Source organism: Microbacterium sp. KSW4-4, assembly GCF_023091185.1.
Lineage (GTDB): Bacteria > Actinomycetota > Actinomycetes > Actinomycetales > Microbacteriaceae > Microbacterium > Microbacterium paraoxydans.
The window spans coordinates 52,821-68,724 of sequence record NZ_JAHWXJ010000002.1 but is presented as its reverse complement, the minus strand read 5'-3'; the positions used below and the strand labels follow the sequence as shown (position 1 = coordinate 68,724).

Genomic DNA, 15,904 nt, shown 5'->3' with positions numbered 1-15,904 from the left:
ACGCCTGGCTCCATGTGCTGTGGGCCCGCCATCCGGATGGCAGCGCCCCGATGCGAGGTCGGGTGGCAACGCGAGCGCTGCCCCGCGCATCGCGTACTCGCGATGTCGGGCGGACGACTGGCTGGGCTCGGCCGCCCGGATGCACTGACGAGAGGGCTGTGGGCCGTTTCGGCTGCCACCTGTCGGCTTTGGTCCGTTTCACGTGAAACAACGGCAACGAAGTGTAGCGACTGCGGCGGACCAAATGTCCGGGCGGCACGGTAGGCGTACGGCGACGCCTTGTGGGTAGGCGCAGCTTCTGGCGTCCGACCCCTTCGGTGCGCTGAGGAGGAGACGCCGACGTTCACGTGAAAGGGCGGCTGAATGCAGCTGGGGTCCAAGCGCTGGCGGCCAGGGGAGATCTCGGCTCGCTGCCTGAGGGCGGTAGGTACGGCTGCGCGGCGATATTGGGTAAGAGGCTGGCGCGCAGGGCCGAGCATCGGGAGCCGTGCGGCGGTTTCACGTGAAACGGTGGCGACAGTTACCCGGGCGCAGCAATCGCGGTGCGTAAGGCAATCGTCTTGCTACTCGAGCCCAGTGTTCGATGCTGCTGGCGGAGTTGGCAGGGAGCGCAGCGCGCAGGGCAGAGCGTCGGGCTAGTACCGCTGTTTCACGTGAAACGTTGGCCGTCAGCCGCCGCGCGAGCACCGCTGGCAGGGCGACAGCGGTCTCCCTATCTAGGAGAGGGCCTGATGCTGGGCGGCAGCGCTCAACCAGGATCGCAGCGCGCAGAGCCGAGAGTCCGGCGTCGTTCCGCGGTTTCACGAGAAACGGTTGGATTCAGTCGCTATGGAAGCACGTGGGCAGTGGGGGAGCAGCCGCGTCCCTATCCACGCTCGGCGTCCCATGCTCCCCGGCGACGACGGCCACGGATCGCAGCGCGCGGAGCCGAGCGTCGGGTTCCGTACCGCCGTCTCCCCGGAACGTCGTTCAGGGTGAGCCTGCGGCGGTCAGGGCGGTTGCGTGATCTGACGAAGCCGGGCCCAATGACAGTCAGGTGGTTTCTGGGCGTCAGTCTTGGTGATCGGTCGTGGGTTGCGTCGCACTCACGGTGGCGCTCTCCATCTATGCGGCGGCTGGAACGCGGTCGTTCGTGGGTGCGGGTGCCCCTGTAGTGAGGGGTTCGGCGTGGGCCGCCTGATTGTCTGGTTGCAGGCGACAGCGAGCATCCAGGCGACGGCCGATGAAGGAGGTGTGCTCTCAGGGATTGGCGGACCGCGTGGAGTTCTCGTGCGTAACCGAGCACCGACCGGTGGCCGTGAGCTCGACGACGTGCGCACGGTCACCCGCGTATCGTTCTGGGGGTGTCCCGGAGGATCCGGGCCGCGCCTGGCGAACGCTGGTGCCGAGCTTCTCGATTGCGCCACGGCATGGAGGGCGCACTCCAGCGGGCGCCACCGCTCCCGGTCCCCAGAAAGTTCACACCAGGTCGGCCTACTGGACCACCTACGGTATCCAGCGACACGGAGTTCGCGTTCGCCTGAAGATGGAGGACCGCGGGACGTTTCACGTGAAACAGGGGCGAGAGTGTGGACTCATCGGCGGTCCTCACGCACGAAGAGCAACGGACCGGTGGATCCCGCGTGCCGGGGGACCGGCGTGGGCCGCGTGCGACTCCTTACGGCAGCGACGGGTAGAGGCAGGCGCGGACGGAGCACCACGCGCACGCGGGCCACGCGAGTGCCTGGGGCCGACCAAGGGTCGTGCGGAGGTTCACACGACGATGGCATGGTGCAGGTGAGCTGGACCGGTGCAGGGGGCCGTTCAGACACGGACAAGGAAGCAGTCCGCGGGGGCGCTCCCGTCTGGCGGCGTGGCGCCCGCGGTGCCTGCCCCGTCTTGGGGGAGCGGCGCGCAAATGTCGACCCTGCGCGTGCCGGAGCGCCCATCGCGGGCCCCGAAGCCGGGGCTCTTACGGATCCCGGGCTGCATGACGGCGTGGAATGACGACGGAACGGGGAGGAATGTCCTCGATCTGGCCGAGGCGGGCGTGCCACCCGACGTGACCCTGGGACACGGATGATGACGAAGCCAATTCCGCCCGCTACCCCGGACGACACGCCAGAGAAGTGAGGCAAGGAGGCCAATCTGCAGGACGGGAGTGCAACCAGGCGTTCCACGTGAAACGTCCAGATTCTGCGTCCTGCGGGCCATCCGGCGGACGAGGTACGCGAGGCACGTATCCTGCTGCCTGGTCGTGCCGGTGATGCGAGGTCCGTCCCTGCGATTAGAGTGGAACGCGGCCCCGAAAGGAGTGGATGTTTCACGTGAAACAGTCCGAGAAGGCATCGTCGAACGAGTCGTTCGGGATGGATACACCCCTCGCGCGAGAAATCGCGGATCTCTCCGCCCGGCGCCGCGCGCTGGAAGGGGTCTCCGTTGAGTTCAGTGGCGACACCCGCATCCTGACGGTGTCGAATCAGAAGGGCGGCGTGGGTAAGACCACCAGCGCCGTGAACATCGCATCCGCGCTGGCGGGACTGGGCGCGAAGGTCCTTGTCATCGACCTCGATCCGCAGGGGAACGCCTCCACGGCCCTCGGGGTGCCCCACAACGCCGACACCCCGAGCGTCTACGACGTCCTCATCGACGAGTTCCCCCTCGCGGAGATCGTGCAGCCGAGCCCGGAGAGTCCGAATCTCTTCTGTGCGCCGAGCACCATCCACCTCGCCGGCGCTGAGATCGAGCTCGTCGCGCAGGTGGCGCGAGAGCACCGCCTCCGTCGGGCTCTGGAGGACTACCTCGCGGACCATCCGGTGGACTTCGTCATCATCGACTGCCCTCCTTCCCTCGGGCTGCTCACAATCAACGCTTTCACCGCCGCGAACGAGGTCTTCATCCCGATCCAGTGCGAGTACTACGCGCTGGAGGGTCTGAGCCAGCTGCTCGGCAGCATCCAGATGATCCAGAAGCACCTCAACCCGGGTCTGCATCTGTCGACCATCCTCCTCACGATGTTCGACGGACGGACGCGGCTGGCCCAGCAGGTGGCGGAGGAAGTGCGGTCCCACTTCCCTTCGCAGGTGCTGGACACCGTGATTCCGCGCTCCGTCCGTGTGTCGGAAGCCCCCAGTTTCGGCCAGACGGTCATCGCCTACGACGGTCAGTCCGCCGGGGCGATCGCGTACCGCGAGGCCGCCGTCGAAATCGCGTCGCGACAGACGCAGAGCAAGGAGAGATAATGGCGAAGCGCACTGGACTCGGCCGCGGTATCGGCGCCCTCATCCCGACGGCGGACCAGACCGAACGTCCCGTCGACGTGTTCTTCCCCGGCGCGAAGATCGCTCCGACCCCCGAGGCTCCCTCCACGAGCGCCGACGCCGCGCCCGAGACCGAACTCGAGGCGGTGCCGGGGATCCACCTGATCCAGGTCGACCCGCAGGCGATCGTCCCCAACCCGCGGCAGCCCCGCACGCACTTCAACCCCGAGGACCTCGCGGAACTCGTGCACAGCGTCCGTGAGTTCGGCGTGCTGCAGCCGGTGGTCGTCCGGAAGAACAACGACGGCGAATACGAGCTCATCATGGGGGAGCGGCGTACGCGGGCTGCCCGCGAGGCCGGACTCGAGGCGATCCCCGCCATCGTCCGCGACACGGCCGACGAGGATCTCCTGCGTGACGCGCTGCTGGAGAACCTCCACCGCTCGGAGCTGAATCCCCTCGAAGAGGCGTCGGCCTACCAGCAGCTCCTCGACGACTTCGGCATCACCCAGGAGGAGCTGGCCACGCGCATCGGGCGCTCCCGTCCCCAGATCAGCAACACCATCCGCCTGCTCAAGCTGCCGGTGCCGGTGCAGCAGCGGGTGGCCGCCGGCGTGCTGACCGCCGGGCACGCCCGCGCGATCCTCAGCGTGGACTCGCCGGAGGCGATGCAGCGTCTGGCGGACAAGGTCGTCAACGAAGACCTGTCCGTTCGCGCGACGGAGGAAGCCGCCAAGTCGCAGCCGTCCGCAGGGAAGACTCCCAAGCCCACGCCGGGTGCGCGGCGGGCCTACCTGGACGAGGTCGCCGGCAAGCTCGGAGACCGGCTCAACACGCGCGTCCGGATCTCGCTCGGTGCCCGAAAAGGCCAGGTCACGATCGATTTCGCATCGATCCAGGATCTGAACCGCATTCTCGAGGAGCTGGGCGAAGAAGGGTACGGCTCCGCGCGGTGACCCCGCCCCTGGTCGGGGCTGGCATAGACTCGCGTCATCTTGACGATGCGAGGGGGATGCCATGTCCAGACCAGCTGATCCAGCCACCATCAAGCGTCGCGTGATCGCCGTCAGTATCGCGGCGGCTCTGGGTGGATTCCTCTTCGGATTCGACACCGCGGTGATCAACGGCGCCGTCGACGCTCTGGCCGGAGACGTCTCCGGATTCGATCTCGGCACGGGCCTCAAGGGCTTCGCGGTGTCGTCGGCCCTGATCGGCTGCGCCGTGGGCGCCTGGTTCGCAGGACCCGTCTCGAACAAGTTCGGTCGCATCCCCGTGATGGTGGTCGCCGCCGCCATGTTCTTCGTCTCGGCGATCGGCTCCGGCCTCGCCTTCAGCGTCGTCGATCTCATCATCTGGCGTGTGATCGGCGGCCTCGGTGTCGGTGCGGCTTCGGTGATCGCACCCGCGTACATCGCGGAGGTGTCGCCGGCAGCGATCCGAGGGCGCCTGGGATCGCTGCAGCAGCTCGCCATCGTCCTCGGCATCTTCGCCGCGCTGCTGTCCGACGCCCTGCTCGCGGGCATCGCGGGGGAGGCCGACCAGCCGCTGTGGGGCCTGACCGCGTGGCGATGGATGTTCATGGTCGCGGCCATCCCCGCGCTCGTCTACGGGCTGATGTCGCTCCGGCTGCCAGAATCCCCGCGCTATCTGGTCCGCAAGGGCGAGGTGAAGCGCGCCGCGGAAGTGCTCCGGACCGTCACGGGGACGATCGACACCGAAGTGAAGATCAAGGAGATCACGGGCACGATCGACACGGAGCGCTCGGAGTCGCTGCGGGACCTGCGGGGAAGCCGGCTAGGACTCAAGCCGATCGTCTGGGTCGGCATCCTGCTGTCGGTGTTCCAGCAGTTCGTCGGCATCAATGTCATCTTCTACTACTCCACCACGCTGTGGCAGTCGGTGGGCTTCGACGAATCCAGTGCCCTCCTCACGTCCGTCATCACCTCCGTCACGAACATCGTCGTCACGATCGTCGCGATCCTCCTCGTCGACCGGGTCGGTCGTCGGATCATGCTCCTCGTCGGTTCGGTCGGCATGACGGTGACCCTCGGACTGATGGCGCTCGCCTTCTCGTTCGGTACGCTCGACGCCTCCGGAACCGCGACGCTCCCGGACCCCTGGGCCACCGTCGCCCTCATCTGCGCCAACGGCTTCGTCGTGTTCTTCGGTGCGAGCTGGGGCCCGCTGGTGTGGGTGCTCCTGGGCGAGATCTTCCCGAACTCGATCCGTGCCGGTGCTCTGGCCGTCGCCGCGGCGGCGCAGTGGGTGGCCAACTTCTTCATCTCGACGACGTTCCCCGCATTCGCCGAGATCGGCCTCACGTTCGCGTACGGCTTCTACGCGTTCTTCGCGTTGCTGTCGTTCTTCTTCGTGTTCTTCAAGGTGCCGGAGACCAAGGGCCGCGAGCTCGAAGACATGAGCGAGGATGCGAAGGTGGAGCGCCGACCCCGTCGCGCACGCGCGTAGGCTGGAGGGATGACCGAATCCGTCCCCCGTCGCGCCAGCCTGGAAGTGCTGCGCGCCGAGGCGTCGGACGAACTCGCCGTCCTCGTCCAGGAGCGCCTTCTGGGCGGTGAGGACCCCTGGGAGTTCATGGAGGAGCTGCCCAGCGTCGACGAACTCGTCGTGTACCTGCTCCGTGCGGACAACATCGCGGCGAATGACGGTGTGCGACCCAACGCCGCACGACACTACCGCGTGCTGCGGCAGATCGCCCTCGAGTACCCGGAGCTCACACCGGCCGTCTGGGGGCTTCTGGACGAGAAGCAGCGCCACCGCCGCTGGGATCCCCGCATCGCCGACGCGTCCTGACGACCGATGCTCCTCGTTCCGTATGATCCGTCGTGGCCGCAGCGGTTCGAGGAGTTCGCGACATCGATCCGCGCCGCCGGGGCCGAGGAGTGGATCATCGAGCACATCGGCTCGACCGCGATTCCCGGGATGAGCGCGAAGCCGGTCATCGACCTCGCGGTGCGCGTGGAGACAGGGGAGCAGTTCGGCGACCGGAGCTCCGCACTGGAGGAGGCCGGCTGGCGCATCGGCAGCGGGGTTCGCACGCATCCGGTGATGATCCGGGAGTCGGCGGGGGAGCGCCTCGCCATCGCGCATTTCTTCCCTGTCGCGGAGTGGGATCTCGCGCCCCAGCGTCTGCTGCGGGACTGGCTGCGCGCGCATCGGGCAGACGCGGAGCGATACGAGCGCGCCAAGCACGACGCAGCGCGGGCGGCGGCGGACGGGGTGTCCTCCTACAACGCGGGAAAGACGGCCGTCATCCAGGAGATCGTGAACAGCGCCCGGGACGCGCGCGGTCTCGAGCCCGTGGACGTGTACGACAAGCGCTGACCGGGCGCAGGCGTCCCCGGGAATGCGAGAAGGACCGCACCCGGAGGTGCGGCCCTTCTCGTGGTCGTGGGGGATCAGCCGAGGAAAGCGGCGAGATCCTGCTCGAGGGCGAACTTCGGCTTGGCGCCGATGATCGTCGTCCTGACCTCTCCGCCCTGGAAGACCTTCATCGCCGGGATCGACGTGATCTGGTACTTCATGGCCAGCTCCGGGTTCTCGTCCACGTTGAGCTTGAGGATGGTGATCTTGTCGGGGTTGTCGGACTGGATCTCGTCCAGCACCGGCGCGACCATACGACACGGACCGCACCACTCGGCCCAGAAGTCCACCAGCACGGGACCATCGGCCTGCAGCACGTCCTGCTCCCAGGTCGCCTGGCTCGTTGCCTTTGCACTCATCAGAGTTCTCCTTGTTCGAGGTTCGCCTGTTGCAACAACGGGCGGGGGGAAAGTGTTCCCGGCCGTTGTCAGGCCGTGATGACCTCAGCGGCCTCGGCCGCGGGGACCTCGACGGAGGAGTCCTCGAGGTCGGCGAGGAAGTGCTCGGCGTCGAGGGCTGCGATCGTGCCCGTCCCGGCAGCCGTGATGGCCTGGCGGTAGGTGGGGTCGATCACGTCGCCGGCGGCGAAGACACCGGGGACCGACGTGCGCGAGGAGCGACCGTCGACCCAGATCGTTCCCTCGGGCGTGAGCTCGAGCTTCTCGTGGACGAGGTGGGTGCGCGGGTCGTTGCCGATGGCGATGAACAGGCCGTCGAGGGGCAGGTCGCGGAGCGAGCCGTCCTCCGTGGAACGCAGCTGCACGCCCGAGACGGCGTTGTCGCCGAGGATCTCCACGACCTCGCTGTTCCACACGAACTCGATCTTCTCGTTCGCGAAGGCACGCTCCTGCATGATCTTCGAGGCGCGGAGGGTGTCCTTGCGGTGGATGACGTACACCTTGTCCGCGAAGCGCGTGAGGAAGGTGGCCTCCTCCATCGCCGAGTCGCCGCCGCCGACGACGGCGATCGTCTTCTGACGGAAGAAGAAGCCGTCGCAGGTGGCGCACCAGGAGACACCGAAGCCGGAGAGACGCTCCTCGCCCTCGATGCCGAGCTTGCGGTAGGCGGAACCCGTCGCGTAGATGATGGTCTTCGCCTCGTGGGTGGCGCCCGAACCGAGGGTGACCTTCTTGACGGGACCGGCGACGTCGAGCTCGGTGACGTCGTCGTAGAGCACCTCGGTGCCGAACTTCTCGGCCTGCTCCTGGAACTTCGCCATGAGCTCGGGGCCCTGGATGCCCTCCGGGAAGCCGGGGTAGTTCTCCACCTCGGTCGTGTTCATGAGCTCTCCGCCGACCTCGACGGAGCTCGCGATGAGGAGCGGCTCCAGGTTCGCGCGCGCCGCGTAGATGGCAGCCGTGAATCCGGCGGGGCCGGAGCCGATGATGATGACCTGACGCATGTGATCTCCGTTAGAAAGGCGGTGCCGTCGAAAGACGTCCGACTGCTTCAACCCATGGTAACCGCGGGGCATTCCCGCGTCAGCGGCCGGGCAGGAAGCGGCGGACGAGCCCGCCGGCGGCCTTCAGCTCCGGGGCGCGGAAGACCGCGAGGATCGCGACGTAGACGAGCACCACGACGAGTCCGATGACGGCGGTGCCGAGCGCACCGAGCATCGCGCTGCCCATCATCCAGCCGTCTGTTCCTCTGCTCAGCACGAACACGCCCCAGCCGGCGAGGCCCGCAGGCACCGCAGCCAGGCCGAATCGCCCCACGGCGGCCAGCCAGGAGCGCACTCCCAGACCACCGATCTTCCGGTGCAGGAGCCAGACGGCCAGGACGGTCTGCAGGATGCTGGCCACGGACTGCCCCAGGGCGACGGCGGCGGCCAGCAGGGACAGCGGCAGCACCTCGGCCTCGAACAGCGCCCAGGCGAGGAGGGCGGTGGCCACGATGAGCGTGCACTGCACGATCGTGAACCAGAACGGGGTGCGGGTGTCGTCGTAGGCGTAGAAGGTGCGCTGGACGATGAAGAGAACGGTCAGAGGGATCAGGCTGAGCAGGTAGCAGAGCAGGACCAGCGCGGCGGACCTCGCCGCGTCCTCGGCGGTCACGAACTCGGTGTCCTTCGTGAAGACCCGCGAGGCCGGAACGGCGGCGGCGGCCACGGCGGCGACGGCGGCGGCGATGAAGAAGAGGAGCGTGCGGATGCTCCGGGAGATGTCGCTGCGGACCTCGTCGTCCCGGCCACTCGCGGCGTGCTCGCTGATCTGGGTGAAGTAGGGGGTGCCGATCGACAGCACGATCACCGAGTAGGGGAGCATGAAGATCAGCCAGGCGTTGGTCGTGACCGTGGCCGAGGCCTCGAGTCCCGCCGCCTCGCTGACGATGAAGCCTTGCAGGGTCCCCGCAGCCAGGCTCGCGAACGCCATCAGGAAGGTCCATCCGGCGAGGCGGCCGACCGTGCCGAGCCCGACGCCGCGCCAGCGGAAGTCCGGCTTCAGAGCCAGCCCCGTACGACGCCAGAAGACCAGCAGCACCACGGCCTGCAGGGCGATGCCGAGGGTCGCGGTCCCGCCGAGGAGCGAGATCATCGTCGGCGTCCACTCCGCCGCGCGCGTGGGCACGGGTCCGAAGAGGGCGCCGAGCGCCAGGAACCCGATGATCGAGACGACGTTGTTGACGACCGGCGCCCACGTGAAGGGCCCGAAGATGCGGCGGGCGTTGAGCGCCTCGCCGATCATCGCGTACAGGCCGTACAGCAGGATCTGCGGGAGGCACCAGTACGCCAGCGCCGTGGCGAGGGCCAGTAGCTCTGGGTTCGCACGACCGGCCACGATGTGCACGAGCCACGGTGCGCAGGCCGTGGCGATACCGGTGACCACGACGAGGACGACCGTACCGAGGGTGAAGAGCTTGGAGATGAACGCGTTGCCGCCGTCCGCATCCGCCGTGGCCTTGACGATCTGCGGCACGATCACGGCTGTGAGGATGCCCACCGAGATCAACGAGAAGACGCTGTTGGGCAACTGGTTCGCGTAGGTGAAGGCGTCAGCGGCCTCGGAGGCGACGGAGCCGAGCACACCGACGAGGACGATGCTGCGCAGCAGCCCGGTCACGCGGGAGACCAGGGTGCCCGCGCCGATGATGGCGCTGGCGCGCCCGAGACTAGTCACGCGACTCCTTCGCGGAAGGGGCCTCAGGGCCGTCGAGACGCTCCTGCACCGCGGCCTCCGCCTCCTTCTCCTCGATCAGTTCCTCGACGGCCGCCTCGACCGCCTGCTCCTCGATCGCCTCCCGGCGCTTCCGACGCACCGTGCGGACCACTCCGAGAGCGATGAGGAGCACCGCGAGTCCGCCGAAGACGACGAGGCCGATGGTCTCCCACTCCGCGCGCACCGCGACTCGGATGGTCTGCTCGGACTGGATCGGCACCCCGGTCGGGCTGGTGAGGCTGAGGCGCAGATCGAGTTCGCCGCTGCCGACACGGGCCGACACCGGCACCTTCGCCCGCGTGGTCGAGTTCGCCTGCACGGCGACGTCGATCACGGGCGTCACCTCGAGGCGCGGATCGGTGGGGGCGGCATACAACCGCACCGTCACCGGCCACGGGAGGTCGTTGCGCACGGCGATGGGGAGGTCGGCGTTGGCCGTGAGGAGCTGGATGGTGCTGGAGTCGGGGATGCTGACGGCGCCGAGCGTCTCGGTGGTGCGCGCGCGATGTGCCGCTACCTTCTCGGCGAAGGCTTCCGCGGACGATCCGACCGCGATGGTCCGCAGGATCCGGATCCGCTCGGGGCTGAGCAGCACGAGGGGGTCGCTGAGGACGGTGGCGAAGGCTGTGAGGGAGCGCTCGTCGGCGAGGAGATTGGTGAGGTCGGACGCCCGGGTCGCCGCGGCCGTCTCGGGCAGCCTCACCGAGGCGGCGGGAGCCGCCCGCACCGTCGAGAGCTCGAAGCCGATCGAGTCGGCTGCCGAGATCGCGTCGCGGAGGGCGTCCGCGGAGCGGTTCTCGTCGCGCTCCAGGCCGATGAGGATCGGAGCGCCGGGGGCCCGGGCGCCGGCGAGGAAGAGCCGCGCGGCCGCTTCCGCCAACAGCCCCTGGCGGGGAACCGAGGCGGATTCTGTCGCCGCAGCAGACAGTGCGGCCGACGTGGCGGCGTCGGTGACGAGCAGGTCCTGACCGTCCGCGGTCGCATGCGCCGCACTCTTGTCGCCGACGGTCTCGGACGACACGATGGTCGTGGCGGGGCGGCCCAGATAGCCGGTGAACGCCGCGAGGTCGGCCTCTGTGAGGTCGCTCTCCGGCCAGACGATCCCCGGGATCGCGCCTTCGATCTCCGTGAGCTCCTCGTCGGTGGGAAGAGCCGGTCCGTCGGTCGGCGTCGCCGACGGTTCTGCGGTGGTGCCGGGAGTGCTCGTCGGTGTCACGGCTCGCTGCTGCGGGAACGCCGCGGGATCGAGCAGCGAGGTCAGCGGCAGCGGTGCCAGCGCCTCGGGCAGACCGGCCTGCGCCTGCACCGTGAGGTCGGCATCGCCGAACTGCAGGGCGAAACGGGCGTTGGGGAGTTCGTCGAGCCGCTGCAGCCAGTCGGTCGCCGCCGAGGGGGCGGCGGTGCCCAGCGCGCGGATCGACGTGAGGATGGCAGGGTCGACCGCGAGCACCGCCGTCGTCCCGGCCACGCCGTCGAGCTGCGCGGTGAGGTCGCCGTCCGGGGCGGTCAACTCCGTGAGCTCCTCGGCGCTCAGGAGGGCACCGCCCGTCGGCGTGGCGGTGATGGGCACGATGACCCCGACGGGGCTCGTGGGGCCGGAGGTGACGACGAGGACGCTCGTCGCGGTGGTGTCCCAGGTCGTGGTGCGCTGCCCCTCACCATCCTTCGTGCCGGCTTCGCTCAGGGCAGCCCGCAGCGGGTACACCCCGGGTTTCAACGGCTTCAGGGTCTCCTGCGGCACGAACACGGTGGTGCCGACGGATCCGCCCGCCTCCGCCGGCTTCGTGGCCTCCTCTCCGAGGGGGAGGAAGGAGCCCGCGGCCTGGCCCTCGTCCAACCATTCGGTGACGGCGTCGTCGTCGGTCAGTGGCGTGCTGCCGAGCTCGATCTCGACGCGGCCCGCGGAGAGCTCCGCCTCGGTGCGGTTGTCGATCGTGACCACGGCCGACGTCGAGGTCCCCGGGGCGACGGTCCCGCGCAGGCCCGCCGTGACATGCAGTTCGACCCGTTGATCGTCGTCGGCGGCTGGCTGGTCGGCCGCCACAGCGGGGCCGGCGACACCGACGGCGCAGACGCCGGCGGCGACCACGAACGCCGCGAGCCGGCGCACGCGCGCGCGGAGGCCCGTCTCGGGAGTGATCGCGGTCATGAAGGTCTTCCTCGAACGCCGGGGAGAGGCGGATCGTGAGTACTGACTCTGCGATTCTAGGAGGCCGGACAGAGGAGAACCCTGAAGACGCGTAGAGTGACGGCCGTGTCCGACACCCCCGCCCCCCGCCCCGACCCGCTCCGCAGCGCCGCGCTCGCCGCTGATCTGGATGCTGCTGACCTCCGATCCGAGCCGCTGCGACAGCTCTGGGGCGAGGAGGCGGACGACGCACTGGGCCGTGGCCTGCGCGAACCCATCCTGCGGGCGATCGCCGGGGACGAGGGCGTGCTCGCGACCCTCGGGCGGCTCCTGGTGCTCGGGCTTCCCCAGCCCCGAGCGGCGGTGGAGCGCGCCCTGCCCACCCTCGGCGTGGACGGTCTGGAGGCGCTGGGCCTGGCGACGATCGACGCCGACTCCGTGATCCCGGTCGCGCTGCTGCGCCCGCAGTCGTTCGTCGACGAGGACGGTGTCGGGGAGTGGTGGATCGCCAGCGATCTGGACGAGGTCGCCCTCGACGGTCCGCTGCCGGCCGATCACGTCCTCGGCGTGGGCGGGGCCTCGCGCACGCTCGCCGAGACGGTCGTGCCGCTCGCGGTGGATCGTGCGCTCGACCTCGGCACGGGCTGCGGCATCCAGGCGCTCCTCGTCGCGCGGCGGGCCGGCCGGGTCGTCGCCACAGATGTCTCCCACCGCGCGCTCGCGTACGCCGCGTTGAACGCGCAGCTCAACGGGGTCACGAATATCGAGTTCCGCCACGGGAGCATGTTCGAGCCCGTCGCCGGGGAGGCGTTCGACCTCATCGTCTCGAACCCGCCGTTCGTGATAACCCCCCGAACGGAGGGCGTCCCCGCCTACGAGTACCGCGACGGCGGCCTGGTCGGCGACGCGCTGGTCGAGCAGTTCGTGCGCACGGCACCGGCCCACCTCACCCCGCGCGGCATCGCCCAGCTTCTCGGCAACTGGGAGTCCCGCACGGGGATCACCGGCCTCGCCCGGCTGGACGCGTGGGTGCCTGCCGACCTCGACCTGTGGGTGGTGGAGCGGGAGGAGCTGTCCCCCCTCGCGTACGCGGAGCTGTGGATCAGGGACGGCGGCATCACGCCGCGCGACGCCGCGTTCACCCCGCTGCTGACCGCGTGGCTCGACGACTTCGCGGCGCGGGGCGTGACCGCGATCGGCTTCGGCTACGTGCTGCTCCGCCGGGGGCAGGGGGAGCCGCTGCGGCGGTCGGAGCGGGTCTCGCAGCCCGTGGCGAACGTGGGGGCGGCGCTCGGTCTCGGCCTCGCGGCCCACGATGCGCTCGCCGGGGGACTGCCGGACACCCTCGTCGTGGCCGCCGACGTCACGGAGGCGCGCCACCTGCTTCCCGGCAACGACGACCCGAGCGTGATCGAGCTGCGTCAGGGCGGCGGATTCGCGCGGACGGTCGCAGTGGATCCTGCGCTCGCCGGATTCGTCGGCGCCTGCGACGGCGAGCTCCAGGTGCTGCAGATCGCCCCCGCCCTCGCCGACCTCTTCGAGGTGCCCTTCCCGCAACTGTGGGCGGAGCTCGAGCCGCGGATCCGGGGACTCGTGCTCGACGGCTTCCTCCTCCCGGGGGAATAGTCCCGGCTTCCATGCGTTCGAATACACCATGAAGGCTTTCGGATTCCTCTCGTTCGGTCACTATGCCGACGTGCCCGGCTCGGCGACCCGCACCGCGGGCGACATGCTGAAGCAGACCATCGAGATCGCGGAGGGCGCGGACGAGCTCGGCGTCAACGGCGCCTACGTCCGCGTGCACCACTGGGCCCGCCAGGCGGCGTCCCCGATGCCGCTGCTGACGGCCATGGCCGCGCGCACCGAGCGGATCGAGGTCGGCACCGGCGTGATCGACATGCGCTACGAGAACCCGTTCCAGTTCGCGGAGGAGGCCGCCGCGCTCGACCTCATCGCCGACGGCCGGATCGCGCTCGGCGTGAGCCGTGGGTCACCCGAGACGGCGCTGCGCGGCTACGAGACCTTCGGCTTCCGCGACGAGGAGGACCCGGAGCGCGGCAGCGTGCTCGCGCGGGAGAAGTTCGAGATCTTCCTGCGGGCCATCGACGGCGAGCGCCTCGCCCCCGGCGACCCCCGGATGGTGGGCGCGGGACAGTACCTCGCGATCGAGCCCCAGTCGCCCACGCTGCGCGACCACATCTGGTGGGGCTCGGGTTCGCGTGCCACGGCCGAGGAGACCGGACGCCAGGGGCTCAACATGATGAGCTCGACGCTCGTGACCGAGGCCACGGGGCAGCCGTTCCACGAGCTGCAGCGCGAGCAGATCGAGCTGTTCCGCTCCGCCTACCGCGAGGCCGGTCACACCGGGTCGCCGCGGGTCTCGGTCAGCCGCAGCGTGTTCCCGCTCGTGTCGGACATGGACCGCGCCTACTTCGGGCTGCGCAGCGAGGAGAACGCCGACCAGATCGGCATCATCGACGGGTTCCGCTCCACTTTCGGCAAGACCTACGCCGCGGAGCCCGATGTGCTCATCGAGCAGCTCCGACAGGACGAGGCGGTCATGGCCGCGGACACCCTCATGCTGACGATCCCGAACCAGCTCGGGCCGGAGTACAACCTCCATGTGCTCGAGGCGTTCGCGGAGCACGTGGCGCCGGCCCTCGGGTGGAAGCCCAACACGGAGGGGCCCGTCCAGGGCGACCCCGTGGCCTGATCCGGCACGGCGGTCCGGCGGATAGTGTCGGATCCATGTCCGCAGGAAGTGCCCCGCTCATCATTCGGCCGTGTCGAGGGGAAGAGGAGTACGCGGCACTCGTCGAGATCTGGCGCAGTGCCGTTCGTGCCACGCATGACTTCCTCGACGAGGCCGACTTCGCCCGGATCGAATCGCATCTCGCGTCCGACTACTTCCCCGCGGTGACCCTCACCATCGCCGAGCAGGACGGGATTCCGGTCGGGTTCGCCGGTGTCCACGGCGATGGGCTGGAGATGCTCTTCGTCTCCGATGCCGTCCGCGGCGGCGGCGTGGGCTCCGCGCTGCTCGCCGAGGTGGTCGCCCACCAGGGCGTGGTCAGGGTCGATGTGAACGAGGACAACCCGGGCGCGCGTGGTTTCTACCGCAGCCGCGGCTTCGTGGAGGTGGGTCGGAGTGCGCTCGACGGCGACGGGCGACCCTATCCGACCATCCACATGGCGCTTCCGGGAGACCCCGGCGGCTCTTGACAGCGGCCGCGTGACGCCCGACGCTGGGGACGGCGCGCCCCCCGGCGCCCGTCCCCACCGCTTCGGAGGCACCATGACCCGCGTGCGCGTCGACCTCAACATCACCCTCGACGGCTTTGCCACGACGACCGATCAGACGCCGGAGAACCCCTTCGGCGAGGACTGGGGACGCCTCACCGCGGCCTACACCGCGACCCGCACCTTCCAAGAGCGCGTCTTCCACGACACGAGCGGTGCGGGCACCACCGGGGTCGACGAGAAGTACGCGGCGCAGTACTTCCAGGGCATCGGCGCCGAGATCATGGGTGCCGGGATGTTCGGGCTCCACGCGAACCCGGACGACCCGGAGTGGCGCGGCTGGTGGGGCGAGGAGCCGCCGTTCGAGGTTCCGGTGTTCGTCCTCACGCACACGCCGCGCCCGCCGATCGAGTTCGCGAACGGCACGAGCTTCCGCTTCCTCTCCGCGACCCCGGAGGAGGCGCTGCGGGAAGCCGTGGCCGTGGCCGGAGGACGTGACGTGCGCGTCGGCGGCGGGGCGACCACGGTCCGGGAGTTCCTGCGCGCCGGGCTCGTCGACGACCTGCACGTCGGCATCACCCCCATCCTCACCGGCAGCGGCATCCGGCTGTGGGACGACCTGCGTGGCCTCGAGGCCGGCTATCGCGTGACGTCCGAGGTCGCGGAGTCCGGGGTCACCCACGTCACGTTCTCCCGCGAGGGCTGAGTCACCGGCGCGGGTCGCAGAATCGCACCGGGGTCGCGGGATTTCCCGGAGACTC

Annotated in this window: 13 protein-coding genes; 9 read left to right on the top strand and 4 right to left on the bottom strand. The window is 69.5% G+C overall.

All coding sequences use genetic code 11. From position 1 onward, the window contains the following. Nucleotides 1-2,297 precede the first annotated feature (2,297 nt). From KZC57_RS09965 to KZC57_RS09945, 5 genes are all read left to right on the top strand, one after another. Nucleotides 2,298-3,221 (top strand): ParA family protein, encoded by a 924-nt coding sequence (locus tag KZC57_RS09965; RefSeq protein WP_105950712.1) that lies wholly within the window; start codon nt 2,298-2,300, stop codon nt 3,219-3,221. Then, complete coding sequence (locus KZC57_RS09960; protein WP_060921333.1) at nt 3,221-4,195, top strand: ParB/RepB/Spo0J family partition protein; 975 nt, start codon at nt 3,221-3,223, stop codon at nt 4,193-4,195. Before KZC57_RS09965 ends, KZC57_RS09960 begins: the two co-directional genes overlap by 1 nt. Before the next feature lie 61 nt (nt 4,196-4,256). Continuing rightward, nucleotides 4,257-5,705: a sugar porter family MFS transporter gene (locus KZC57_RS09955; protein ID WP_197676689.1), complete on the top strand. Its 1,449-nt coding sequence runs from the start codon at nt 4,257-4,259 to the stop codon at nt 5,703-5,705. Nucleotides 5,706-5,714: 9 nt separating this feature from the next. Further along, nucleotides 5,715-6,050 (top strand): hypothetical protein, encoded by a 336-nt coding sequence (locus KZC57_RS09950; protein WP_025102860.1) that lies wholly within the window; start codon nt 5,715-5,717, stop codon nt 6,048-6,050. Nucleotides 6,051-6,056: 6 nt separating this feature from the next. After that, a complete protein-coding gene (locus tag KZC57_RS09945; protein WP_247641644.1) occupies nt 6,057-6,581 on the top strand; it encodes a GrpB family protein in 525 nt (174 codons plus the stop codon). A gap of 74 nt (nt 6,582-6,655) precedes the next feature. Here the strand turns inward: KZC57_RS09945 and trxA are convergent, their stop codons facing one another. The 4 genes from trxA to KZC57_RS09925 all read right to left on the bottom strand — a co-directional run bounded on the left by trxA (nt 6,656) and on the right by KZC57_RS09925 (nt 11,924). Then, the gene (gene trxA / locus KZC57_RS09940) at nt 6,656-6,979 is read right to left on the bottom strand and encodes a thioredoxin (protein WP_247641643.1); all 324 of its coding nucleotides are present in this window, start codon (nt 6,977-6,979) and stop codon (nt 6,656-6,658) included. A 68-nt stretch (nt 6,980-7,047) separates the two neighbouring features. Next, a complete protein-coding gene (gene trxB / locus KZC57_RS09935; protein ID WP_025102858.1) occupies nt 7,048-8,022 on the bottom strand; it encodes a thioredoxin-disulfide reductase in 975 nt (324 codons plus the stop codon). Between the two features lie 79 nt (nt 8,023-8,101). After that, nucleotides 8,102-9,736, bottom strand: coding sequence for a murein biosynthesis integral membrane protein MurJ (murJ, locus tag KZC57_RS09930; protein WP_247641642.1), 1,635 nt, complete (start codon nt 9,734-9,736; stop codon nt 8,102-8,104). Further along, nucleotides 9,729-11,924 (bottom strand): DUF6049 family protein, encoded by a 2,196-nt coding sequence (locus tag KZC57_RS09925; RefSeq protein WP_247641641.1) that lies wholly within the window; start codon nt 11,922-11,924, stop codon nt 9,729-9,731. The genes murJ and KZC57_RS09925 overlap by 8 nt, the downstream gene beginning before the upstream one ends. A 96-nt stretch (nt 11,925-12,020) precedes the next feature. Here KZC57_RS09925 and KZC57_RS09920 point away from each other — a divergent pair, with 96 nt between their 5' ends. The 4 genes from KZC57_RS09920 (at nt 12,021) to KZC57_RS09905 (ending at nt 15,849) form a co-directional block, all read left to right on the top strand. Next, on the top strand, nt 12,021-13,529 hold the full coding sequence (locus tag KZC57_RS09920) for a methyltransferase (protein ID WP_247641640.1): 1,509 nt from the start codon (nt 12,021-12,023) through the stop codon (nt 13,527-13,529). Nucleotides 13,530-13,557: 28 nt separating this feature from the next. Beyond that, entirely contained in the window at nt 13,558-14,616 is a 1,059-nt protein-coding gene (locus tag KZC57_RS09915; protein WP_060921339.1) for an LLM class flavin-dependent oxidoreductase, read from the top strand. 35 nt (nt 14,617-14,651) lie between these two features. Next, complete coding sequence (locus KZC57_RS09910) at nt 14,652-15,125, top strand: GNAT family N-acetyltransferase (RefSeq protein ID WP_247641639.1); 474 nt, start codon at nt 14,652-14,654, stop codon at nt 15,123-15,125. Nucleotides 15,126-15,198: 73 nt separating this feature from the next. Beyond that, a complete protein-coding gene (locus tag KZC57_RS09905; RefSeq protein ID WP_060921341.1) occupies nt 15,199-15,849 on the top strand; it encodes a dihydrofolate reductase family protein in 651 nt (216 codons plus the stop codon). Nucleotides 15,850-15,904 lie beyond the last annotated feature (55 nt).

Bases quoted from the DNA above. Each gene is read 5' to 3' on its own strand.
- KZC57_RS09965 (WP_105950712.1), top strand. From the start codon at position 2,298: ATGTTTCACGTGAAACAGTCCGAGAAGGCATCGTCGAACGAGTCGTTC.
- KZC57_RS09950 (WP_025102860.1), top strand. From the start codon at position 5,715: ATGACCGAATCCGTCCCCCGTCGCGCCAGCCTGGAAGTGCTGCGCGCC.
- KZC57_RS09960 (WP_060921333.1), top strand. From the start codon at position 3,221: ATGGCGAAGCGCACTGGACTCGGCCGCGGTATCGGCGCCCTCATCCCG.
- KZC57_RS09925 (WP_247641641.1), bottom strand. From the start codon at position 11,924: ATGACCGCGATCACTCCCGAGACGGGCCTCCGCGCGCGCGTGCGCCGG.
- KZC57_RS09910 (WP_247641639.1), top strand. From the start codon at position 14,652: ATGTCCGCAGGAAGTGCCCCGCTCATCATTCGGCCGTGTCGAGGGGAA.
- KZC57_RS09905 (WP_060921341.1), top strand. From the start codon at position 15,199: ATGACCCGCGTGCGCGTCGACCTCAACATCACCCTCGACGGCTTTGCC.
- KZC57_RS09955 (WP_197676689.1), top strand. From the start codon at position 4,257: ATGTCCAGACCAGCTGATCCAGCCACCATCAAGCGTCGCGTGATCGCC.
- trxA (WP_247641643.1), bottom strand. From the start codon at position 6,979: ATGAGTGCAAAGGCAACGAGCCAGGCGACCTGGGAGCAGGACGTGCTG.
- trxB (WP_025102858.1), bottom strand. From the start codon at position 8,022: ATGCGTCAGGTCATCATCATCGGCTCCGGCCCCGCCGGATTCACGGCT.
- KZC57_RS09915 (WP_060921339.1), top strand. From the start codon at position 13,558: ATGAAGGCTTTCGGATTCCTCTCGTTCGGTCACTATGCCGACGTGCCC.
- KZC57_RS09945 (WP_247641644.1), top strand. From the start codon at position 6,057: ATGCTCCTCGTTCCGTATGATCCGTCGTGGCCGCAGCGGTTCGAGGAG.